The sequence below is a fragment of the Citrobacter sp. Awk 2 genome (assembly GCF_028069815.1).
Lineage (GTDB): Bacteria > Pseudomonadota > Gammaproteobacteria > Enterobacterales > Enterobacteriaceae > Citrobacter.
The window spans coordinates 1-23,777 of sequence record NZ_JANEWL010000036.1 but is presented as its reverse complement, the minus strand read 5'-3'; the positions used below and the strand labels follow the sequence as shown (position 1 = coordinate 23,777).

Annotated in this window: 16 protein-coding genes and 1 tRNA gene; 13 read left to right on the top strand and 4 right to left on the bottom strand. The window is 52.6% G+C overall.

Annotation, left to right across the window (positions count from 1 at the left end; genetic code table 11):
- Positions 1-68: 68 nt before the first annotated feature.
- Both NNO02_RS11340 and mutH read right to left on the bottom strand, forming a co-directional pair.
- Positions 69-782 carry a TerC family protein gene (locus NNO02_RS11340; protein WP_040232169.1) on the bottom strand — a complete coding sequence of 238 codons (714 nt, stop codon included), beginning with the start codon at positions 780-782 and terminating at the stop codon, positions 69-71.
- 74 nt (positions 783-856) lie between these two features.
- Positions 857-1,552 (bottom strand): DNA mismatch repair endonuclease MutH, encoded by a 696-nt coding sequence (gene mutH, locus NNO02_RS11335; protein WP_271454835.1) that lies wholly within the window; start codon positions 1,550-1,552, stop codon positions 857-859.
- Between the two features lie 684 nt (positions 1,553-2,236).
- Between mutH and rppH the strand changes: the two genes are divergently transcribed.
- From rppH to recD, 12 genes are all read left to right on the top strand, one after another.
- Positions 2,237-2,767, top strand: coding sequence for an RNA pyrophosphohydrolase (rppH, locus tag NNO02_RS11330; protein WP_003825602.1), 531 nt, complete (start codon positions 2,237-2,239; stop codon positions 2,765-2,767).
- 12 nt (positions 2,768-2,779) lie between these two features.
- Positions 2,780-5,026 (top strand): phosphoenolpyruvate--protein phosphotransferase, encoded by a 2,247-nt coding sequence (gene ptsP / locus NNO02_RS11325; RefSeq protein ID WP_271454834.1) that lies wholly within the window; start codon positions 2,780-2,782, stop codon positions 5,024-5,026.
- 190 nt (positions 5,027-5,216) lie between these two features.
- Entirely contained in the window at positions 5,217-6,092 is an 876-nt protein-coding gene (lgt, locus tag NNO02_RS11320; RefSeq protein WP_048213109.1) for a prolipoprotein diacylglyceryl transferase, read from the top strand.
- 6 nt (positions 6,093-6,098) lie between these two features.
- Positions 6,099-6,893 (top strand): thymidylate synthase, encoded by a 795-nt coding sequence (thyA, locus tag NNO02_RS11315; RefSeq protein WP_005123418.1) that lies wholly within the window; start codon positions 6,099-6,101, stop codon positions 6,891-6,893.
- A gap of 184 nt (positions 6,894-7,077) precedes the next feature.
- Positions 7,078-7,548, top strand: coding sequence for a prepilin peptidase-dependent protein (locus NNO02_RS11310; protein ID WP_271454833.1), 471 nt, complete (start codon positions 7,078-7,080; stop codon positions 7,546-7,548).
- Entirely contained in the window at positions 7,539-8,102 is a 564-nt protein-coding gene (locus tag NNO02_RS11305) for a prepilin peptidase-dependent protein (RefSeq protein ID WP_271454832.1), read from the top strand. Before NNO02_RS11310 ends, NNO02_RS11305 begins: the two co-directional genes overlap by 10 nt.
- Positions 8,099-8,506 (top strand): DUF2509 family protein, encoded by a 408-nt coding sequence (locus tag NNO02_RS11300; RefSeq protein ID WP_271454831.1) that lies wholly within the window; start codon positions 8,099-8,101, stop codon positions 8,504-8,506. Before NNO02_RS11305 ends, NNO02_RS11300 begins: the two co-directional genes overlap by 4 nt.
- Positions 8,491-8,814, top strand: a complete 324-nt coding sequence (locus NNO02_RS11295; RefSeq protein ID WP_271454830.1) for a prepilin-type N-terminal cleavage/methylation domain-containing protein — start codon at positions 8,491-8,493, stop codon at positions 8,812-8,814. The genes NNO02_RS11300 and NNO02_RS11295 overlap by 16 nt, the downstream gene beginning before the upstream one ends.
- 12 nt (positions 8,815-8,826) lie before the next feature.
- A complete protein-coding gene (gene recC, locus NNO02_RS11290) occupies positions 8,827-12,195 on the top strand; it encodes an exodeoxyribonuclease V subunit gamma (RefSeq protein WP_271454829.1) in 3,369 nt (1,122 codons plus the stop codon).
- Between the two features lie 178 nt (positions 12,196-12,373).
- On the top strand, positions 12,374-15,262 hold the full coding sequence (gene ptrA, locus NNO02_RS11285) for a pitrilysin (protein WP_271454828.1): 2,889 nt from the start codon (positions 12,374-12,376) through the stop codon (positions 15,260-15,262).
- Entirely contained in the window at positions 15,255-18,800 is a 3,546-nt protein-coding gene (gene recB / locus NNO02_RS11280) for an exodeoxyribonuclease V subunit beta (protein ID WP_271454827.1), read from the top strand. Before ptrA ends, recB begins: the two co-directional genes overlap by 8 nt.
- On the top strand, positions 18,797-20,632 hold the full coding sequence (gene recD / locus NNO02_RS11275; protein WP_271454826.1) for an exodeoxyribonuclease V subunit alpha: 1,836 nt from the start codon (positions 18,797-18,799) through the stop codon (positions 20,630-20,632). The genes recB and recD overlap by 4 nt, the downstream gene beginning before the upstream one ends.
- An 85-nt stretch (positions 20,633-20,717) precedes the next feature.
- Here recD and argA read toward each other — a convergent pair whose 3' ends face one another.
- Positions 20,718-22,049, bottom strand: coding sequence for an amino-acid N-acetyltransferase (argA, locus tag NNO02_RS11270; protein ID WP_271449504.1), 1,332 nt, complete (start codon positions 22,047-22,049; stop codon positions 20,718-20,720).
- Positions 22,050-22,283: 234 nt separating this feature from the next.
- On the opposite strand from argA, the gene amiC reads away from it, so the two are divergent.
- On the top strand, positions 22,284-23,537 hold the full coding sequence (gene amiC, locus NNO02_RS11265; RefSeq protein ID WP_137382705.1) for an N-acetylmuramoyl-L-alanine amidase AmiC: 1,254 nt from the start codon (positions 22,284-22,286) through the stop codon (positions 23,535-23,537).
- A gap of 74 nt (positions 23,538-23,611) precedes the next feature.
- On the opposite strand, the gene NNO02_RS11260 is transcribed toward amiC, so the two are convergent.
- Positions 23,612-23,688: transfer RNA gene (locus tag NNO02_RS11260), tRNA-Met, on the bottom strand.
- Between the last annotated feature and the right edge of the window lie 89 nt (positions 23,689-23,777).

The window sequence follows — 23,777 nt, the reverse complement described above, 5'->3', positions numbered from 1 at the left end:
CTTAATCTGTGAGAGAGGGAAGGTGCGCGGGGAGTATTCGCTCCCCATGCGGGGAGCGATAGTATTTGTCAGAGCGGATTTTTTTTATTGCGCCACAGGTTCAGAGTCTCTACAGCGATAGAGAAGAACATAGCGAAGTAAATGTATCCTTTCGGCACATGGACATCGAAGCTTTCCAGGATTAGCGTGAAGCCAACCAGTATCAGGAAAGAGAGTGCCAGCATTTTTACCGAAGGGTGACGATCAACAAACTCACCGATTGGGCGGGCTGCAAACATCATTACACCCACGGCAATCACGACGGCTGCCATCATAATAAACAGATGATCGGACAAGCCTACTGCGGTGATTACTGAGTCCAGACTGAAGATAATATCCAACAGCATGATCTGCACAATCGCGCCGAGGAAAGAAGAGACGCGGGTTTTCAGCCCTTCCTCTTCGCCCTCAATGGACTCGTGGATCTCTTTACTCGCTTTCCAAATCAGGAACAATCCGCCGAGCAGAAGGATCAGATCGCGCGCTGAAATCGCCTCGCCAAACAGCTCGAATAACGGGTTAGTGAGCCGCGTTACCCATGCGATGGATGCCAGCAGCGCCAGGCGCATCACCATCGCCGCCGCCAGCCCGATTCGTCGGGCATGATTGCGTTGTGCTGTTGGGAGTTTTGCTACAACCAGAGAAAGGAAAATAATATTGTCGATCCCGAGAACGATCTCCAGCAGCGTCAGCGTACCGAGCGCCAGCCAGGCGTTAGGATCGGTTATCCATGCAAATAACATCGAACAAAGTCCTGCCAAAAAAAAGAAGCGGTAATTATAGGCGCGTAACGCGACGGGCGAAAGGTTAGGGTGTGTTATTGCGGCTGGAATAGAAAATGCCGTTCCAGCAGTGCGCGCGTAAAGTTCTTCTTCAGGTAAAATCCGCGTGGCAGAGTCAGGATCGGTTCACCATGGGCACCGATAGCCTCGGTAAGCGCCCGGGCGTTGGCGGCTTTTGGGCGTAGTTGTAAAACTTCACCATGACGGGCGGTGATACGTTCGACGTGCCCTAACACAATCATGTCCATTAACTCTTCCCAGTCCAGACGTAACTGTCGATCTTCCTCTTCATTCGGACTCCACAACAGCGGGGAGCCAACGCGACGTTCAGCCACAGGGATGCTGCGTTCACCTTCTACGGGTATCCACAATACGCGTTTAAGCTTGTGTCGAACATGGCTGGTTTCCCAGGTCACGCCGGTATTGCCGGTTAACGGTGCCACGCAGACAAAGGTCGTTTCCAACGGTCTGCCAAGGCTATCCACAGGGATCGTTTTTAACTCCACGCCCAGCGCGGCAAAATCCTGCTCCGGTTTACTGCCCGCACTGGCTCCAAGCCAAATTTCCAGCAGCACGCCAATCCAGCCTTTGTCCCGCTTCAGATCCTTTGGCGCGACGAGTCCTGCCATCGCCGCCAGTTCTCCCAGCGTGTAGCCCGAAAGTTGCCGTGCCTGGTGCAGCAACTGGGCTTCGGATTCAGGAGGCGAAAGCAATGGATGGAGTTCTGGCATCAGGTTTACCCTTGGGTTAAAAAATGAGCAATGATTTTATACCGTGTGGACAGAGTTTATCTTTTTCCACATGCTTTATCCAATTGCATGATTTATAGTGGTTTTTATATTTTTATGTAAAGTGTTGCGCAACAGAAAACGGGGTTTTCCAATTCTGGTCACTGACAATGAACAGGATCTTACACCATGTTATCCACAGAAAGATGGGATAACTGTGAAAAACCCCCACTACTGTTTCAATTTACAGCCTTGACGTGCGACGAAAATCGAATTTTCACACAAATTGTGCCTAACTTATTGGCATAATCTGTGGATAAAACCAACGCTGGTCGATCTTTCATCAGCTCGAAGATCGTATGCGTGATGCACATCACATTTCTGCATGTTTAGCTACAGTTGTTGCTTTTAACTTAATGAATATATAAGACTATTTTTGTTATGTGACGGATGTCTTATTCAGACTGTTCCGGGTTTTCCCATAGTAATTCCGTACTTCTTCACAACTATATCCACAGAAAAGGTGAATAAAATCGCCTATGTAGCGTATCTTCTGTTTATAACTTGGCCCTTTGCTGTGAGTTATTCAATTGTTATTAGAATATCGCGCCCTTAACAGAGTGGTTTACCGCCCCTCTGGAGTGTGAAACAATCGTTTGTATATAAGGTTTATGTTGAGGTAGTCCGGTGATTGATGACGATGGCTACCGCCCGAATGTAGGGATAGTAATTTGTAACCGCCAGGGGCAGGTCATGTGGGCCCGGCGATTTGGTCAGCACTCCTGGCAATTCCCGCAAGGCGGGATAAATGCAGGAGAGACAGCAGAGCAGGCGATGTACCGGGAACTCTTTGAAGAAGTCGGTCTGAGTCGTAAAGATGTACGGATCCTTGCTTCTACTCGTAACTGGTTGCGTTACAAGTTACCGAAACGTTTGGTGCGTTGGGACACAAAGCCGGTTTGTATCGGCCAGAAACAAAAATGGTTTCTTCTGCAGTTGGTCAGCAGCGATGCTGAAATCAATATGCAAACCAGCAGTACACCTGAGTTCGACGGCTGGCGCTGGGTGAGTTACTGGTATCCGGTTCGACAGGTGGTGTCATTTAAACGCGATGTCTATCGCAGGGTGATGAAAGAATTCGCAAGTGTTGTGATGGCGCTTCAGGAGAGCACTCCTAAGCCGCAAAGCGCACCTGCGTACAGACGTAAAAGAGGTTAAGCTACGCAAATTATGCTCACCCGCCTGCGCGAAATAGTCGAAAAGGTGGCCAGTGCCCCACGTCTCAATGAGGCGTTGAATATTCTGGTTACTGACATCTGTCTTGCGATGGATACAGAGGTCTGCTCGGTCTACCTGGCCGATCACGACCGACGCTGTTATTACCTGATGGCGACCCGAGGACTTAAAAAACCACGCGGTCGCACTGTTGCACTGGCGTTTGATGAAGGGATCGTTGGCCTGGTTGGCAGGCTGGCGGAACCTATCAACCTCGCCGATGCGCAAAAACACCCCAGCTTTAAATATATTCCTTCGGTGAAAGAGGAACGTTTTCGTGCGTTCTTAGGCGTACCGATCATCCAGCGGCGCCAGTTATTAGGCGTCCTGGTGGTACAGCAACGTGAGTTGCGCCAGTACGACGAAAGCGAAGAATCTTTTCTGGTTACGCTTGCCACACAGATGGCCGCTATTCTGTCTCAGTCGCAGTTAACCGCGCTATTTGGGCAATACCGGCAAACGCGTATCCGCGCGTTGCCTGCCGCACCCGGTGTGGCGATCGCTGAAGGCTGGCAGGATGCCACGCTGCCGCTGATGGAGCAGGTGTATCAGGCTTCAACGTTGGATCCGGTGCTTGAGCGTGAACGTCTGACTGGCGCACTGGAAGAAGCCGCGAATGAATTTCGCCGCTACAGTAAGCGTTTTGCTGCCGGGGCACAGAAAGAGACAGCGGCAATTTTTGATCTCTATTCACACCTGCTCTCCGATACCCGTCTGCGCCGCGAGTTGTTTGCAGAAGTGGATAACGGCTCGGTGGCCGAGTGGGCGGTTAAGACGATCATTGAGAAGTTTGCCGAACAGTTTGCCGCGCTAAGCGATAACTATCTTAAAGAACGCGCCGGGGATTTGCGCGCGTTGGGACAGCGTCTGCTGTTCCATCTTGATGACTCGATCCAAGGACCGAACGCCTGGCCGGAACGTTTCGTGCTGGTGGCGGATGAGCTGTCTGCCACTACGCTGGCGGAACTTCCCCAGGACCGGTTGGTAGGGGTTGTCGTCAGGGATGGTGCCGCCAACTCTCACGCGGCGATTATGGTTCGTGCGCTGGGGATCCCGACCGTAATGGGGGCTGATATCCAGCCGTCTGTGTTGCACCGCCGCACGTTGGTGGTGGACGGTTATCGTGGCGAACTGTTGGTTGATCCGGAGCCGGTATTAATCCAGGAATATCAGCGTCTCATTAGTGAAGAGATCGAACTGAGCCGCCTGGCGGAAGATGATGTTAATCAACCGGCGCAGTTGAAAAGCGGCGAGCGCGTGAAGGTGATGCTCAACGCGGGGCTAAGCCCGGAACATGAAGAGAAGTTAGGTAGCCGAATTGACGGTATCGGGCTGTATCGTACTGAAATCCCGTTCATGCTGCAAAGCGGCTTTCCATCTGAAGAAGAGCAAGTTGCGCAGTATCAGGGCATGCTGCAGATGTTTAACGATAAGCCCGTAACTCTGCGTACGCTGGATGTCGGGGCCGATAAACAACTGCCGTACATGCCCATCAGCGAAGAGAATCCATGCCTTGGCTGGCGGGGTATCCGCATAACGCTCGATCAACCGGAGATCTTTTTGATCCAGGTTCGCGCCATGCTGCGTGCGAATGCGGCAACCGGAAACCTGAGCATTTTACTGCCGATGGTGACCAGTATTGATGAAGTGGATGAAGCGCGACGCCTGATAGAACGTGCCGGACGCGAAGTGGAAGAGATGATCGGCTACGAGATCCCAAAACCACGCATTGGCATCATGCTGGAAGTCCCGTCGATGGTGTTTATGTTGCCGCATTTGGCAAACAGGATCGATTTTATCTCGGTCGGGACCAACGACCTGACCCAGTATATTTTGGCTGTCGATCGGAACAACACGCGCGTTGCCAGCATTTATGACAGCCTGCATCCGGGGATGTTACGTGCGCTGGCGATGATTGCGCAGGAAGCGGAGAAAAGCGGCATCGATTTGCGATTGTGTGGTGAAATGGCGGGCGACCCGATGTGTGTCACCATCCTTATTGGGCTTGGTTTCCGTCATTTATCGATGAACGGGCGTTCTGTAGCACGTGTGAAATACCTGCTGCGCCATATCGATTTTGACGAAGCGCAAACGCTGGCGCAGCGCAGCCTGGAAGCGCAACTGGCGACGGAAGTACGTCATCAGGTGGCGGCCTTTATGGAGCGCCGTGGCATGGGGGGATTGATTCGCGGAGGATTGTAGGCCTGATAAGCGTAGCGCCATCAGGCAATACGGGGGGTAAAGATTACCTATACAGATCTTTTACATCTTCCCGGCATCCGCTGCGATCCCCTTGTGCTATCATTCGCACCTTTGGAGCGCCTGCATTATGCAGGCGCGCTTATCAATTGCTGTCTGACTTCAGCGAAATAACAAGAACTTGTGGTGACAGATGACCAGTAGCTATCTGCATTTTCCGGATTTCGATCCGGTCATTTTCTCAATTGGACCCGTCGCGCTTCACTGGTACGGCATGATGTACCTGGTGGGGTTTATTTTCGCGATGTGGCTGGCAACGCGCCGGGCTAATCGTCCAGGCAGTGGCTGGACCAAAAACGAAGTAGAAAACTTACTTTATGCAGGCTTCCTCGGGGTCTTCCTCGGCGGGCGTATTGGCTACGTGCTGTTCTATAACTTCCCGCTGTTCCTTGATAATCCGCTGTATCTGTTCCGCGTCTGGGATGGGGGCATGTCCTTCCATGGCGGGCTTATCGGGGTGATCCTGGTGATGATTATCTTCGCCAAACGCACCAAGCGTACATTCTTCCAGGTTTCTGATTTTATTGCTCCACTGATTCCGTTTGGTTTGGGCGCAGGTCGTCTGGGTAACTTTATTAACGGTGAACTGTGGGGACGCGTCGACCCGAACTTCAAGTATGCCATGTTGTTCCCTGGCTCCCGTACTGAAGATATTTTATTGCTGCAAACCAACCCACAGTGGCAGTCTATTTTTGACACATACGGTTCTTTGCCTCGCCATGCCTCACAGCTTTATGAGATGGCGCTGGAAGGGGTTGTGCTGTTTATCATTCTTAACCTGTTTATTCGCAAACCTCGTCCGATGGGCTCGGTTTCCGGTCTGTTCCTGATTGGCTATGGCGCATTTCGTATTATCGTCGAATTCTTCCGCCAGCCGGATGCACAGTTTACCGGCACATGGGTCCAGTACATCAGCATGGGGCAGATCCTGTCTATCCCGATGATTGTCGCAGGTATTATTATGATGGTTTGGGCGTATCGTCGCAGCCCGCAGCAACACGTTTCCTGAGGAACCATGAAACAGTATTTAGAACTGATGCAAAAAGTGCTGGATGAAGGCACACAGAAAAACGACCGCACCGGAACCGGAACGCTTTCCATTTTTGGTCATCAGATGCGTTTTAATCTGCAGGAAGGGTTTCCGCTGGTTACGACTAAACGCTGCCATTTACGCTCGATTATCCATGAACTGTTGTGGTTTTTGCAGGGCGACACCAACGTTGCCTACCTGCATGAAAACAATGTCTCAATCTGGGATGAATGGGCTGATGAGAACGGTAATTTAGGTCCGGTGTACGGCAAACAGTGGCGTGCATGGCCAACACCGGATGGCCGCCATATTGACCAGATCACGACGGTGCTGAACCAGTTGAAAAACGACCCGGATTCCCGTCGTATTATCGTTTCCGCGTGGAACGTAGGCGAACTGGATAAGATGGCGTTGGCGCCGTGTCATGCGTTTTTCCAGTTCTACGTGGCGGATGGCAAACTCTCTTGCCAGCTGTATCAGCGTTCATGCGATGTGTTCCTCGGCTTGCCGTTTAACATTGCCAGCTACGCCTTACTGGTTCACATGATGGCGCAGCAGTGCGATCTTGAAGTCGGTGATTTTGTCTGGACAGGCGGCGACACGCACCTGTACAGCAACCATATGGATCAGACACATCTGCAGCTTAGCCGTGAGCCACGCGCGTTGCCGAAGTTGGTTATCAAACGTAAACCCGATTCAATTTTCGACTATCGTTTCGACGACTTCGAAATTGAGGGTTACGATCCGCACCCAGGCATTAAAGCACCGGTCGCTATCTGATCGGGGTTAATCCTGTCACAACCGGCGCCTTACGCGTCGGTTTTTTTTTACCTTACATTCCATTCTGCGGCGCTGATTCCTGAAGTTTTGCAACGTGATGCAATGCGATAAATATTCTCCGTAGCTTGCCGAAGAAGCTGAATTTCCCCCTCGTTATTAATTTCTCTCACGCCATACTGGCGGCATGAAAAAACAACAAGGCTACACGCTTCTCGAAACCCTGATTGCAATACTGATTGTCGCGGCGCTTGGCGCATCGGGGTTGTACGGTTGGCAGCGCTGGCAACAACAGCAGCGGTTATGGCAAACAGCCAGCCAGGTGCGGGATTACCTGCTGCAATTGCGTGAAGATGCAAACTGGCGCAATCGTGATCACGTCATCAACGTGCTCCGCGAAGGGGGGGCATGGTGTCTGGCAAGCTCAGCGACGTCACAAACTTCGTGTCAGCCTGTTTCACCGTTGATATTTACGCCACTCTGGGCTGATGTCGAGATGGCAGAGATAACGCCGTCACTGGCTTTTTTCGGCCTACGTAATACAGCATGGGCCGGGCATATCTATCTGAAGAATGCTGCAGGTGAATGGCGTGTGGTGGTGTCTGGTTGGGGACGAATCAGGCTTTGCGAACGCGGTGAGGCGGATCAATGTCGGTAAGTGAACGTGGCTTTTCACTGTTTGAGGTGCTTATCGCTATGGTGATAAGCAGCATTTTACTCCTCAGTGCTGCGCGATTTTTACCTGCGCTGCAGCGAGAGATTTTGCATAACTCTCGTCAGCTAGTGCTTGAAGATGAGCTTTGGCAGCGGATCTATACCGTGGCGAAGCATCTCCAGCGGGCTGGCTATTGTCGGGGAAACTGTATCGGAGAAGGGCTGATGATATCAGCCGCGGGAGACTGTGTCATTGCACGCTGGGATGCCAACAGCAACGGTGTCTGGGAAGATACTCCGGCAAAGGAGGCCGATGTCGTTGGGTTTCGTGTTCAAGATAAGGTGCTGGAAACCTTGCGTGGTGCAACAACCTGCGTGGGAAAAGGTTGGGAGAAAATGACCGATCCGGATTCTATTCAGATTGAGGTATTTCAGGTGGATCGCCTGAATATCAGCGGATTTGCGCCAGTGCTTTCGTTGCACCTGCGCGGGAGAAGTAACGCCGAGCCTCAAAAGGTGATTGAGGCATTTTATGACGTCACAGGATTCAATCTGTGAACCGTGAGCGAGGTGTTTCATCGCTTGCAATGGTGCTTTTACTCCTGGTACTCGGCAGTCTGTTGCTGCAAGGCGTGAGCCGACAGGAGGCGAGTTTTGCGTCGCGGGTGGCAACGGAAAGCCAGTCGCTACAACATCAGGCAGTGGTGCAATCCGCCATGGAATGGGCACGTATGCAGCCCTGGAGTTTGCAGATGGCAACGCAGTGTCGACGCTATACCACGCAGGGGGCGACAGTCTGCCTGCGTGTGCTCGACGACGATCTTGTGCTGCTTATTGCGCAATATGAAGGTATATCGTTATGGCGTCAGGGGATGATTATCGAGGGTACTATCGAATTCTCAGCGCATGGCTGGAGCGATTTCTGCCCGTTAAAGGTGCTGGTGCTATGTCTGATACCCTGAACAGACAGCGTGGTTTTAGCCTGCCGGAAGTGATGTTGGCAATGGTGCTGATGATTATGATCGTGACCGCGCTTTCGGGATATCAGCGGGCGCTGATGAAGAGCTTTTTAGTCAGAAGCCAGTATCAACAATTGTGGCATCACGCCTGGCAGCAAACACAGTTGCATGTGTTTTCACCACCTTTAAACTGGCAAATTAACCGAATGCAGACAACGGTAGCGGGATGTGTCAGCATCAATGTTAAAATTACTTCCCCTATGGGCAGGCAGGGTCAGATGACACGACTGCACTGCCCAAATCGTCAGTAGTCAGGAGTCGCTATGTTAAGGGTCTACCACTCCAATCGTCTGGATGTGCTGGAAGCGTTGATGGAATATATCGTTGAGCGCGAGCGGCTGGACGACCCCTTTGAGCCCGAGATGATCCTGGTTCAAAGCACCGGTATGGCGCAGTGGTTGCAAATGACTCTGGCACAGAAGTTTGGTATTGCCGCTAACATTGATTTCCCGCTGCCAGCGAGTTTTATCTGGGATATGTTTGTGCGCGTATTGCCGGATATCCCAAAAGAAAGCGCATTCAGCAAACAGAGCATGAGCTGGAAGCTGATGACGCTGCTCCCCCAATTGCTGAATAACGATGAGTTCGCACTGTTACGCCACTATCTCACCGACGACACAGACAAACGTAAGCTGTTTCAGCTTTCATCACGCGCCGCGGATTTGTTCGACCAGTATTTAGTCTACCGTCCTGAATGGCTGACGCAGTGGGAGGCGGGGCAGCAGGTGGAAGGATTAGGGGATGCTCAGGCCTGGCAAGCGCCATTGTGGAAAGCACTGGTGGAATACACGGCTGAACTGGGACAGCCACGCTGGCATCGTGCCAATTTATATCAGCGGTTTATTCAGACCCTGGAAAGTACGTCTGACTGCCCACAAGGCTTGCCCCCGCGCGTCTTTATCTGTGGTATCTCCGCGCTACCGCCCGTGTATCTGCAGGCATTACAAGCGCTGGGTAAGCACATTGATATTCATCTGCTTTTTACCAATCCCTGTCGTTACTACTGGGGAGATATTAAAGACCCCGCTTATCTGGCTAAACTGTTGGCGCGTCAGCGTCGGCATAGCTTTGAAGAACGACATTTACCGCTGTTTCGCGATAGTCAGAATGCTGAAGGACTGTTTAACAGCGATGGTGAGCAGGATGTGGGGAATCCGATGTTGGCCTCATGGGGAAAACTCGGACGTGACTACATATATCTGCTTTCGGAACTGGAAAACAGCCAGGAGCTGGATGCGTTTGTCGATATCATCCCTGATAACCTTTTGCATAATATTCAGTCAGATATTCTTGAGCTGGACAGTCGGGCTGTGGCGGGAGTCAGTCTGGAGGAGTATTCACGTAGCGACAATAAACGGTTGCTTGAGCCGAATGATACTAGTGTGACGTTCCATGTCTGTCATAGCCCACAACGCGAAGTGGAAATACTCCACGACCGGTTGCTGGCAATGCTGGAAGCGGACCCAACGCTGACGCCGCGCGACATCATCGTGATGGTGGCGGATATCGACAGCTACAGTCCATTTATTCAGGCTGTCTTTGGCAGTGCACCGGCCGACCGTTACCTGCCGTATGCTATTTCCGATCGCCGGGCGCGTCAGTCTCATCCCGTGTTACAGGCGTTCATTAGCCTGCTTTCGCTACCGGATAGCCGCTTTGTCTCGGAGGATGTGCTGGCATTACTGGATGTGCCTGTGCTGGCTGCGCGTTTCAACATCAATGAAGAAGGGCTGCGCTATCTTCGTTTGTGGGTCAATGAGTCTGGAATTCGCTGGGGCATTGACGACGACAACGTGCGCGAACTCGCGCTTCCCCCAACTGGCCAGCATACCTGGCAATTTGGTTTAACACGTATGCTGCTGGGCTATGCGATGGAAAGCGCACAAGGTGAGTGGCAGTCGGTATTGCCCTATGATGAGTCCAGTGGTTTGATTGCCGAGTTAGTCGGGCATTTGGCCTCGCTGCTGATGCAGCTTAATCTCTGGCGCCGGGAGCTGTCAGTAGAGCGTCCGTTGGCGGCGTGGCTGCCTGTTTGTCGCGAAATGCTGAATGATTTCTTCCTGCCGGATGCTGATACCGAAGCCGCGATGACGCTGATTGAACAGCAGTGGCAGGCCATTATTGGCGAAGGTTTGGGAGCCGAGTATGACGGTGCCATACCGCTTTCGTTGTTGCGTGATGAGCTGGCACAGCGACTCGATCAGGAACGAATCAGCCAGCGTTTCCTGGCCGGGCCTGTCAATATCTGTACGCTGATGCCGATGCGCTCCATTCCTTTCAAGGTGGTGTGTCTGCTTGGTATGAACGATGGCGTTTATCCGCGCCAGCTTGCGCCGCTGGGCTTTGATCTGATGAGCCAAAAACCGAGGCGTGGTGACCGAAGCCGCCGTGATGATGACCGCTATCTGTTCCTGGAAGCGCTGATTTCAGCGCAGCAAACGCTCTATATCAGCTATATCGGCCGCTCAATCCAGGATAACAGTGAGCGCTTCCCGTCGGTGCTGGTGCAGGAACTTATGGATTACATTGGGCAAAGCCACTATTTGCCGGGCGATGAATTACTCACTAGCGATCAAAGTGAAGCGAAAGTAAAAGCGCACATTACCCGTTTACATACCCGTATGCCCTTTGATGCTCAAAACTATCTGCCTGGTGAGCAGCAAAGTTATGCGCGCGAGTGGTTGCCTGCGGCAAGCCTGTCAGGTAAAGCGCATACGGACTTTGTCCAGCCGCTCCCCTTTGAAATGCCTGAAACCCTGACGCTGGAAACGCTACAACGCTTTTGGGCTCATCCGGTGCGGGCGTTTTTCCAGATGCGCCTGAGGGTAAATTTCCGCTCTGAAGAGAGCGAGATCCCGGAAACTGAACCCTTTATCCTTGAAGGGCTTAGCCGCTATCAGCTTAATCAGCAGTTGCTTAACACGCTGGTCGAAGAACACGATGCAGAACGTTTGTTCCGCCGCTTCCGCGCTGCGGGGTCGCTTCCCTATGGTGCATTTGGCGAGATTCTCTGGGATACACAGCACCAGGAGATGCAGTCGCTGGCTGAGCGCATTATTGCCTGTCGTCAGCCCAGCCAAAGCATGGAAATTGATCTGACCTGTAATGGCGTACAAATTACGGGTTGGCTCCCGCAGGTACAGGAAGACGGATTGTTGCGCTGGCGCCCATCTCTGATAAGCGTTTCGCAGGGTGTGCAACTTTGGCTGGAACATCTTGTCTATTGTGCCAGTGGCGGCACGGGAGAAAGCCGGTTGTTCTTGCGTAAAGACGGTGAGTGGCGTTTCCCTCCGCTGGAAGTTGAACAGGCGTTACAGTATCTGTCGCAACTTATTGAGGGATATCGGGAAGGCATGTCATCACCGCTACTGGTATTACCGGAAAGTGGTGGGGCGTGGATAAAAACCTGTTATGACGCCGTAAATGATGCCATGTTAGATGACGATGATACGTTGCAAAAAGCGCGCAGTAAGTTTTTGCAGGCCTATGAAGGCAATATGATGGTACGTGGTGAAGGTGATGATATCTGGTATCAACGCCTGTGGCGTCAACTGGAACCTGAAACTCTGGAGACTATTGTTTTACAGTCTCAACGTTATCTGTTACCGATTTTTCGATTTAATCAGTCGTGACGATTGTATAAAAATTGCGCAATTTGATGGCTTCCACTATGATGCGCTTTCTGTCACGGACTGATTCTTACAAAGAGAAGAGGCTGACGCGTTCAGCACAGAGTCTTGCCCTGTTCAGACCACGCTAAAGGCGTTGTTTGCAGTGAACAGGTGAATACGTTAATGATGAGGTTTGTGAATGCCCCGCAGCACCTGGTTCAGCGCATTACTGTTGTTCGTCGCCTTTTGGGCGCCCGTAAGTCAGGCAGATACCGGTTGGCAGCCTTTAGCTGAAACCATCCGTAAAAGCGATAAAGATACCCGCCAGTATCAGGCCGTGCGCCTTGATAATGGCATGGTAGTGTTGTTGGTATCCGATCCTCAGGCCGTGAAATCCCTCTCTGCACTGGTGGTGCCTGTCGGCTCGCTGGAAGATCCGGACGATCATCAGGGGCTGGCACATTACCTTGAACACATGTGTCTGATGGGGTCGAAAAAATACCCACAGCCGGACAGCCTGGCCGAGTTTCTGAAAATGCACGGCGGTAGCCATAATGCCAGCACTGCGCCTTACCGCACCGCTTTCTATCTTGAAGTCGAAAATGACGCGCTGGTCGGGGCGGTAGATCGTCTGGCGGATGCGATTGCCGATCCGTTGCTGGATAAAAAATATGCCGATCGCGAGCGAAATGCCGTTAATTCTGAGCTGACGTTGGCGCGTACCCGAGACGGTATGCGTATGGCACAGGTGAGTGCGGAGACGATCAATCCGGCGCACCCTGGTTCGCGCTTCTCCGGCGGAAATCTGGAAACGTTGAGCGATAAGCCGGGTAACCCGGTGTTGAAAGCGTTACAGACATTCCATGAAAAGTACTACTCCGCTAACCTGATGAAGGCGGTGATTTACAGCAATAAACCGTTGCCAGAGTTGGCGAAGATAGCTGCTGACACCTTTGGACGCGTGCCAAACAGAAATATCGAAAAACCGGAAATAACCGTCCCGGTTGTCACCGACGCGCAAAAGGGCGTCATCATCCACTATGTTCCCGCGATGCCGCGTAAAGTGCTGCGCGTTGAGTTTCGTATCGATAACAACAGCGCACAGTTCCGCAGCAAAACCGATGAGCTGGTGACCTACCTGATTGGTAATCGCAGCCCGGGAACGTTGTCTGACTGGTTGCAAAAGCGGGGATTAGTTGAGGGCATTCGTGCGGACTCCGATCCTGTCGTTAATGGCAACAGCGGTGTGTTAGCGATTTCCGCGACGTTAACCGACAAAGGGTTGGCAAATCGAGATGAGGTTGTTGCCGCAATTTTTAGCTATCTCAATCTGTTACGTGAAAAAGGTGTCGATAAACGCTATTTTGACGAGCTGGCGCACGTGCTGGATCTCGACTTCCGTTACCCCTCTATCACCCGTGATATGGACTACGTTGAATGGTTGGCGGATACCATGATCCGTGTTCCCGTGGAACATACGCTCGATGCAGTAAACATTGCCGACCAGTACGATGCCAAAGCCGTTGAGCAACGGCTAGCGATGATGACACCACAGAATGCGCGCATCTGGTATATCAGTGAGAAAGAGCCACACAATAAAACCGCTTATTTTGTCAACGCGCCTTATCAGGTAGATAAAATCAGCGAGAAAACATTCGTCGACTGGCAGCAAAAAGCGAAGGGCATTGCTCTGTCGTTGCCGGAGCTGAACCCGTATATTCCGGATGATTTCACGCTGATTAAGACGGATAAAAAATATGCTCATCCGGAGCTGATCGTTGATGAACCTGATTTACGCGTGGTGTATGCCCCGAGTCAATATTTTGCCAGCGAGCCAAAGGTTGATGTCAGCGTGATACTGCGTAACCCGAAAGCGATGGACAGTGCCAGAAACCAGGTCTTATTCGCCCTGAACGATTATCTGGCGGGTATTGCACTCGACCAGTTAAGTAACCAGGCCGCAGTGGGTGGTATTGGTTTTTCTACTAACGCTAATAACGGGCTGATGCTCAATGCCAATGGCTATACTCAGCGTTTGCCACAGCTTTTTCAGGCGCTGCTGAGCGGTTATTTCAGTTACACCTCAACAGATGAACAGCTGGAACAGGCGAAATCCTGGTACGCCCAGATGATGGACTCTGCGGAGAAAGGCAAAGCCTACGATCAGGCGATCATGCCGGTTCAGATGCTGTCCCAGGTACCGTACTTTTCACGTGATGAACGGCGTGAGCTGTTGCCATCTATTACGTTGAAAGAAGTGATGGCCTACCGTGACACCTTAAAAGCTGGTGCGCGTCCCGAATTCCTGGTGATCGGCAATATGAGTGAAACTCAGGCAAAAACCATGGCTCGGGATATCCAGAAGCAGCTTGGTGCGAATGGCTCACAGTGGTGCCGAAACAAAGATGTTGTGGTAGACAAGAAGCAGTCAGTCATCTTTGAAAAAGCGGGCAGTAGTACGGATTCAGCGCTGGCGGCGGTGTTTGTACCCACCGGCTATGACGAGTACAGCAGCTCGGCTTACAGCGCGATGTTAGGACAGATTGTTCAACCGTGGTTCTACAATCAACTGCGTACTGAAGAGCAACTAGGTTATGCCGTCTTTGCTTTCCCAATGAGCGTTGGCCGCCAGTGGGGAATGGGCTTCCTGTTGCAAAGCAGTGACAAGCAACCGTCCTATCTCTGGGAACGCTATAAGGCATTTTTCCCGACGGCGGAAGCGAAGCTGCGGGCGATGAACGCTGATGAGTTTGCACAAATTCAGCAGGCGATCATCGCGCAAATGCTGCAGGCTCCGCAAACTTTGGGGGCCGAAGCCTCTCAGTTAAGCAAAGATTTCGATCGCGGCAATATGCGCTTCGATTCACGTGATAAAATCGTGGCTCAGATTAAACTGCTGACGCCGCAAAAGCTTGCCGACTTCTTCCATCAGGCGGTGGTTGAGCCGCAAGGCATGGCGATACTGTCACAGGTTTCCGGTAGCCAGAATGGGAAAGCAGAATATGTGCACCCGGAAGGCTGGAAAGTGTGGCAGACCGTCAGCGCGTTGCAGCAAACCTTACCCCTGATGAGTGAAAAGAATGAATGATGCCGCTGAGCCCCTTGATCCCCTACGCTTGCCCCTGACGGGCGAGCGTCTGATTGAAGCCTCCGCAGGCACCGGTAAGACCTTTACCATCGCCGCCCTGTATTTACGTTTACTGCTTGGACTGGGCGGCCCTGCCGCCTTTCCTCGTCCTCTGACTGTCGAAGAGCTGCTCGTGGTTACTTTCACTGAAGCCGCTACAGAAGAGCTGCGTGGTCGAATTCGTAGCAATATCCATGAACTACGCATCGCCTGCCTGCGTGAAACCACGGATAACCCGCTCTACGCTCGTTTGTTGGAAGAAATCGCCGATAAAAAGCAGGCCGCACAGTGGTTGTTATTGGCTGAAAGGCAGATGGATGAAGCCGCGGTGTTTACCATCCACGGTTTTTGTCAGCGCATGCTTAGTCTGAATGCCTTTGAGTCAGGCATGTTGTTTGAACAGCAGTTGATTGAGGATGAGTCGCTGCTGCGCTATCAGGCCTGCGCAGACTTCTGGCGTCGACATTGTTACCCGCTGTCTCGCGACATTGCACAGGTTGTTTTTGAAACGTGGAAAGGTCCACAGGCGCTGCTGAGGGATATCGATCGCTACCTGCAGGGTGAATCCCCGGTGATTAAAGCACCACCGCCAGCCGATGAAACGCTGGCAGCCCGGCATGAAAAAATTCTGGCGCGTATCGACCAGATTAAGCAGCAATGGCGAGATTCCGTTGCTGAACTGGACGGTTTACTGGAAGCATCCGGGATCGACAGACGTAAATTTAATCGTGGTAATCAGGGAAAGTGGATCGAAAAGATCAGCGCCTGGGCACAGGAAGAAACCCGAAGCTACCAGCTTCCTGACGCACTGGAGAAATTCTCTCAGCGTTTTCTGGAAGACCGCACCAAAGCTGGTGGTGTAACCCCTCAACATCCGCTGTTTGTCGCGATTGATGAACTGCTGAGTGAACCGCTGACAATCCGCGATCTGGTGATCACCCGGGCATTGTCGGAAATCCGCGAGGCGGTCGCACAGGAGAAACGCCGACGCGGTGAGCTTGGTTTTGACGATATGCTCAGTCGCCTGGACGCGGCGCTGCGTAGCGAAAGCGGCGATGCGCTGGCGGCGGCCATTCGTACCCGTTTCCCGGTGGCGATGATTGATGAATTCCAGGATACCGACCCGCAGCAATACCGTATTTTCCGCCGTATCTGGCAGCATCAACCGGGTACAGCGTTGTTGCTGATAGGCGATCCTAAACAGGCTATTTACGCCTTTCGTGGCGCGGATATTTTTACCTACATGAAGGCGCGTAGCGAAGTCAGCGCGCACTATACGCTTGATACTAACTGGCGTTCGGCCCCTGGCATGGTTAACAGTGTCAATACGTTGTTCAGCCAGATGAGCGACGCTTTTATGTTCCGCGAAATCCCTTTTAGTCCGGTGAGGTCAGCAGAGAAAAATCAGTCGCTACGGTTTGTGCTGGAAGGGGAAACGCAGCCGGCGATGAGTATGTGGCTGATGGAAGGGGACAGTTGCGGTGTGGGTGATTATCAGAACTTTATGGCCCAGGTGTGTGCGACACAAATTCGCGATTGGCTTAAAGCCGGGCACTCTGGCGAAGCGTTGCTGGTCAGCGGTAAAACGTCCAGGCCGGTACGCGCGTCTGATATCAGCGTACTGGTGCGCAGCCGTCAGGAGGCGGCGCTGGTACGCGATGCGTTGACGCAACTGGCCATCCCATCGGTGTATCTTTCTAACCGTGACAGCGTCTTTGATACGCTGGAAGCCCAGGAACTGCTGTGGGTTCTGCAGGCAGTGATGACGCCGGAGCGTGAAAATACGCTGCGTAGTGCGTTGGCAACCTCAATGATGGGATTGAATGCGCAGGATATTGAAGCGCTGAATACTGACGAAAAAGCCTGGGATGCGGTTGTTGAGGAATTTGATAGCTACCGACAGATCTGGAATCGACGCGGCGTGATGCCCATGCTGCGCGCGCTGATGTCCGCTCGCCATATTGCGGAAAACCTGTTGGCAACGGCAGGGGGCGAACGCCGTCTGACCGACATTTTGCATATCAGCGAGCTGTTGCAGGAGGCGGGGGCGCAACTGGAAAGCGAGCATGCGCTGGTACGCTGGTTATCGCAACATATTCTGGAGCCCGACAGCAATGCGTCCAGCCAGCAGCTCAGGCTGGAAAGTGATAAGCATCTGGTCAAAATCGTCACTATCCATAAATCGAAAGGGCTGGAATATCCACTCGTCTGGCTGCCGTTTATCACGAATTTTCGCGTCCAGGATCAGGCGTTCTATCACGATCGCAGTTCGTTTGAAGCCGTGCTGGATCTCAGCGAAGCGGATGAAAGCGTTGAACTGGCAGAGGCTGAACGTCTGGCAGAAGACTTGCGCTTGCTTTACGTCGCGCTCACCCGCTCGGTCTGGCACTGTAGTCTTGGCGTGGCACCGTTGGTACGCCGTCGGAGCGATAAGAAAGGTGATACCGATGTGCATCAAAGTGCTCTTGGTCGCCTGTTGCAACGGGGTGAACCAATGGATGCCGCAGGTTTGCGTAGCGCTATTGAGGCGCTGTGCGGTGAGGATATCGCCTGCCTGACGCCGAATGAACCGGATGGAGAGCGCTGGCAGGTTGTACAGCCTGCCAGTTCTACGTTGAATGCAAAAATGCTGCAACGAACGCCTGGTGACAGTTGGCGTGTTACCAGCTATTCCGGTCTGCAACAGCGTGGGCATGGTATTGCACAGGATCTGATCCCACGCCTGGATATCGACGCGGCAGGTGTCGGTGAAACCATTGAGGAATCGGGCCTTACGCCACACCAGTTTCCTCGCGGCGCGTCACCGGGGACATTTTTGCATAGCTTGTTTGAAGATCTGGATTTCACCCAGCCGGTTGAGCCAATGTGGGTACAAGAAAAGCTTGCGCTTGGCGGATATGACGCGCACTGGGAGCCCGTTCTGACGCAGTGGCTGGATACTATTTTGCATGCGCCGCTCAATGACACCGGTGTGAGTTTGAGCGATCTTTCTGCGCGTGAAAAACAGGTGGAGATGGAGTTTTACCTGCCGATTTCGCAACCGCTGGTGGCCGACCAGCTCGATGCAGTGCTCCGTAAATACGATCCTCTTTCGGCTGGCTGCCCGCCGCTGGACTTTATGCAGGTACGCGGCATGCTGAAAGGGTTTATTGACCTGGTGTTCCGCCACCAGGGGCGCTATTACCTGCTCGACTACAAGTCAAACTGGCTGGGTGAAGACAGTTCTGCGTATACCCAACAGGCAATGGCCTCAGCCATGCAGGCGCACCGCTACGATCTGCAGTATCAGTTGTATACCCTGGCGCTGCACCGTTATCTGCGCCATCGCATCGCTGATTATGACTATGAACGCCATTTTGGCGGCGTTATCTATTTTTTCCTGCGCGGCGTTGACGGCGACGATCCGCAGCAGGGAATTTACGCCACCCGACCAGACGGAGAATTGATCGCGTTGATGGACGAGATGTTTGCCGGTGCGGTACTGGAGGAGATGCAATGACAATCCAGAAACGATTGCTGGAGGCCGTAGAGCAAAAACAGCTCCGTCCTCTGGATGCACAGTTTGCGCTGGCGGTTGCAGGAAATGACAACCCTGCCGTTACGCTGGCGGCGGCTCTGCTCAGCCGTGACGCGGGCGAGGGGCACGTTTGCTTACCGCTTTCCCGACTATCTTTACGCGAAGATGCCCATCCACTGTTGAGCGCCTGGCTGTGCGAGGCCGGTGAACCGGAAGATTGGTCGGAATGCCTGCTGGCCTCCGCTGCGGTAAGTCACGGCGAACAGCCAACGCCGCTGGTGTTATATGACAATCGCCTGTATTTGAACCGTATGTGGAATAACGAACGCGCGGTGGCCCGTTTTTTCAGTGAGGTAAACCAGGCCATTGAGGTGGATGAGCCTCGGTTGATCTGCACGCTGGAAGCGCTCTTCCCGCCATCGGAAGGCGTGAACTGGCAAAAAGTGGCGGCTGCTGTGGCGCTGACCCGCCGTATATCAGTGATCTCCGGGGGACCTGGCACCGGTAAAACGACAACGGTAGCCAGACTGCTGGCAGCATTGATACAGATGGCGGAGGGGGAGCGTTGTCGCATCCGTCTGGCAGCACCGACGGGAAAAGCGGCAGCACGTCTGACGGCATCGCTGGGGGCGGCACTGCGTGAGTTACCGCTGACCGATGAGCAAAAGAAACGTATTCCTGATGATGCCAGCACGCTGCACCGGTTGTTAGGTGCACAGCCAGGCAGCCAGCGTCTGCGCCATCATGCGGGTAATCCGCTGCATCTGGACGTGCTGGTGGTGGACGAAGCTTCCATGATTGATTTGCCCATGATGTCGCGCCTTATCGATGCACTACCGCCGCACGGACGGGTGATTTTTCTGGGTGATCGTGACCAGCTTGCTTCTGTCGAGGCGGGGGCCGTGCTGGGAGACATTTGTGCATTTGTGAATGACGGATTTACCCCGGAACGTGCCAAACAACTCAGTCGGCTGACCGGTAGTCCCATTCCAGCGGGAACCGGAACTCAGGCCGCGTCTTTGCGTGACAGTTTATGCTTGCTGCAAAAGAGTTACCGTTTTGGCAGTGATTCTGGCATCGGTCAACTGGCTGCGGCCATTAATCGGGGTGACAAGGCCGCGGTTAAAACCGTTTTCCAACAGGGATTCGGTGATATCGAAAAGCGCACGCTTAATAGCAGCGAAGATTACGCCGCGATGCTGGATGAAGCCCTGGCGGGGTATGGTCGCTACCTGGATTTACTGCGTGAAGGGGCTGCGCCGGACACCATTATTCAGGCCTTCAATGATTATCAGTTGCTGTGTGCACTGCGCGAAGGTCCATTTGGCGTTGGCGGATTGAATGAGCGCATTGAGCTTGCGATGGTGCAAAAACGTAAAATTTACCGATTTGCACACTCTCGCTGGTATGAAGGGCGACCGATAATGATTGCGCGTAATGACAGTTCGCTGGGGCTGTTTAACGGTGATATCGGCATCGCGCTCGATCGTGGTGATGGTTTACGCGTGTGGTTTGCATTACCGGATGGCTCTATCAAGTCGGTGCTGCCAGGCCGTTTGCCGGAGCATGAAACGGCCTGGGCGATGACAGTACACAAATCACAGGGTTCTGAGTTCGACCATGCGGCGTTGATTTTGCCCAGCCAGCATTCGCCAGTTGTTACCCGCGAGCTGGTTTATACCGCGGTGACCCGTGCCCGCCGCAGCTTGTCGCTGTATGCCGATGAACGGATTTTGAGTAGCGCCATTGCCACGCGCACTGAACGACGTAGCGGATTGTCAGCATTATTTAATGACGGCCTGCAGTGTGCCTGATGGCGACGCTAACGCTTCTTATCAGGCCTACGGTGCCAGCGAGGTAGGCCGGATAAGGCATTTATGCCGCATCCGGCAATGACCACTATCCCAGATCCGCCATCAATACTTTTGACCGCCGCTGATAGTTGTACATCTCTTTTTTGCTTTCCGGCAGCAGATCGATATCGACCGGCGTGAAGCCGCGCTCCTGGAACCAGTGAATGCTGCGCGTCGTCAACACGAACAGCTTACTCAGCCCCATTTGTCTGGCCTGCACTGCAATCCGCTCCAGCAAAACTTCGCCGCGTGATGAGCTACGGTAGTCCGGATGCACTGCCACGCACGCCATTTCGCCAATCTTCTCCTCCGGAAAAGGGTACAGGGCTGCACAGGCAATGGTCAGATTATCGCGCTGAATTATGGTGAACTTATCGATCTCCATTTCCAGTTGTTCACGGGAGCGACGTACCAGAATACCTTGCTGTTCCAAAGGACGAATCAATTCCAGAATGCCGCCAATATCGTTAATGGTGGCGCGACGGATCTGCTCGGCGCTTTCCATCACGATTTGCGTACCGATCCCATCGCGGGAGAACAGTTCTTGTAACAACGCGCCATCTTCCTGATAGCTAATCAGGTGACAACGGCGCACACCGCTACGACAGGCTTTAACGGCACCGCGCAGGAAACGCACCGTACCGGAGCTGTAATCACCTTTCTCTTCCTGTGACTCAACACGCGCTTGCGCTTCGTTGGGAAAGAGTTCGGAAACAATATCGCCATTATCGTTAGTCACCCCTTGAGAGGAGCAAAAACCGATCATTTTCTCTGCTTTCAGTTTGATCGCCAACTGGGTGGCGACCTCTTCGGACGTCAAGTTAAAGCTCTCGCCGGTCACGGAAACGGCGACCGGGCCCAGCAGAACAATAGCACCGCTGTCCAGTTGACGGTGAATTGCTTCTTCATCAATTCGACGAATACGTCCGCTATGGCAGTAATCAACACCGTCATCCACACCCAACGGTTGCGAGATAATAAAATTACCGCTGACCACATTGATGTGTGCGCCCTGCAAAGGCGTATTGTTCAGACTCATCGACAGGCGGGCGGTAATATCAAGCTGAAGCAAACCCGCAGCCTGCTTGACCAGCTCCAGGGTTTTGGCGTCGGTAACGCGCGTATTTTTGTGATACACCGGTTCATGGTGATGCGCGGCCAGATTGGCATCAATCTGCGGCCGTGCGCCATAGACTACGACAAGGCGAATGCCGAGGCTATGAAGGAGACCAATGTCATTGACGATACTGGAAAAGTTTTCATGCTCGATGGCTTCGCCGCCCAGCATAATGACAAACGTTTTTCCCCGATGGGTATTGATATAGGGAACAGAATGGCGGAATCCCTGTACCAGTTCGGTTCTACGTTCCTTCACCACGGCACACCCTCATTGCATGATTATTCGTAATTAATGTATTTTTATTCTGTTTCTGCTCTGTGTGCAAGCGTAATTTTTACCCCAGCCGAAGATTTTCTTCAGTAATACCGTGAATATAAAAACAATGTTTACCCTTTTATTGATGACAGATTATGCGTCATTCGCTAAAGTTTCCGGTCAATTCGGACGTTTTACGTATTACCTCAATATAGATTTCTTTTGCTCGGGAGAAGCATGTCGGGATCCAACTCAGCAATCAGTCGCCGCCGTTTACTGCAAGGTGCGGGTGCTATGTGGCTTTTAAGCGTCAGCCAGGTCGGTTTGGCTGCCGTGAGCCAGGTCGTTGCCGTACGTATCTGGCCCGCGTCCAGTTATACCCGCGTTACGGTGGAATCCAACCGTCTGCTGAAATACAAACAGTTTGCCCTGAGTAATCCTGAGCGTGTGGTTGTAGATATTGAAGGCGTTAATTTGAACTCGGTGCTGAAGGGCATTGGGACGCAGATCCGCCCAGACGATCCCTACATTAAATCCGCACGCGTCGGGCAGTTTGACCCGCAGACCGTGCGTATGGTGTTTGAACTGAAACAAAATGTGAAACCTCAACTCTTTGCATTAGCGCCAGTTGCAGGCTTCAAAGAACGTTTGGTGATGGATCTCTATCCTGCCAATGCTCAGGATGTCCAGGATCCGCTGCTGGCATTGCTTGAAGATTACAACAAAGGCGATCTGGATAAACAGGTGCCACCTGCGCAAAGCGGCCCACAGCCGGGTAAAGCGGGACGCGATCGTCCGATTGTTATTATGCTTGACCCTGGCCACGGTGGAGAAGACTCCGGTGCCGTGGGGAAATACAAGACACGTGAAAAAGATGTGGTATTGCAGATAGCCCGTCGCCTGCGAGCACTTATAGAGAAAGAAGGCAACATGAAGGTCTATATGACGCGTAATGAAGATATCTTCATTCCGTTAAAAGTGCGCGTGGCGAAAGCCCAGAAACAGCGTGCTGACCTGTTTGTTTCTATTCATGCAGATGCGTTTACCAGTCGCCAACCCAGTGGTTCGTCGGTGTTTGCACTCTCAACCAAAGGCGCGACCAGTACAGCGGCAAAATATCTGGCACAAACCCAGAACGCCTCGGATTTAATTGGTGGCGTCAGCAAAAGCGGTGATCGCTACGTCGACCATACCATGTTTGATATGGTGCAATCGCTGACTATTGCCGACAGCCTGAAGTTCGGAAAAGCGGTGCTGAATAAACTCGGTAAGATTAATAATCTGCATAAAAATCAGGTTGAACAGGCCGGGTTTGCCGTGTTGAAAGCGCCGGATATTCCGTCCATTCTCGTAGAAACTGCATTCATCAGTAACGTTGAAGAAGAACGCAAGCTCAAAACGGCGACCTTCCAGCAGGAAGTGGCAGAGTCGATTCTGGCCGGGATTAAAGCTTACTTTGCTGATGGGGCGACGCTGGCGAGAAGGGGATAACAAAAAAGCGCTGAGAAGCGCTTTTTTTATGGGCGACAGAAACAAAAAAACACCCGTTAAGGTGTTTAATGTGTTGGTTGCGGGGGCCGGATTTGAACCGACGACCTTCGGGTTATGAGCCCGACGAGCTACCAGGCTGCTCCACCCCGCGTCACCGTACTGCTTATATTTTATCAAGTCTTATTCGTGCCAGGCTCTGGATATGTAGCGCACGCCTTTGGGTTATGAATCCAACAAGCT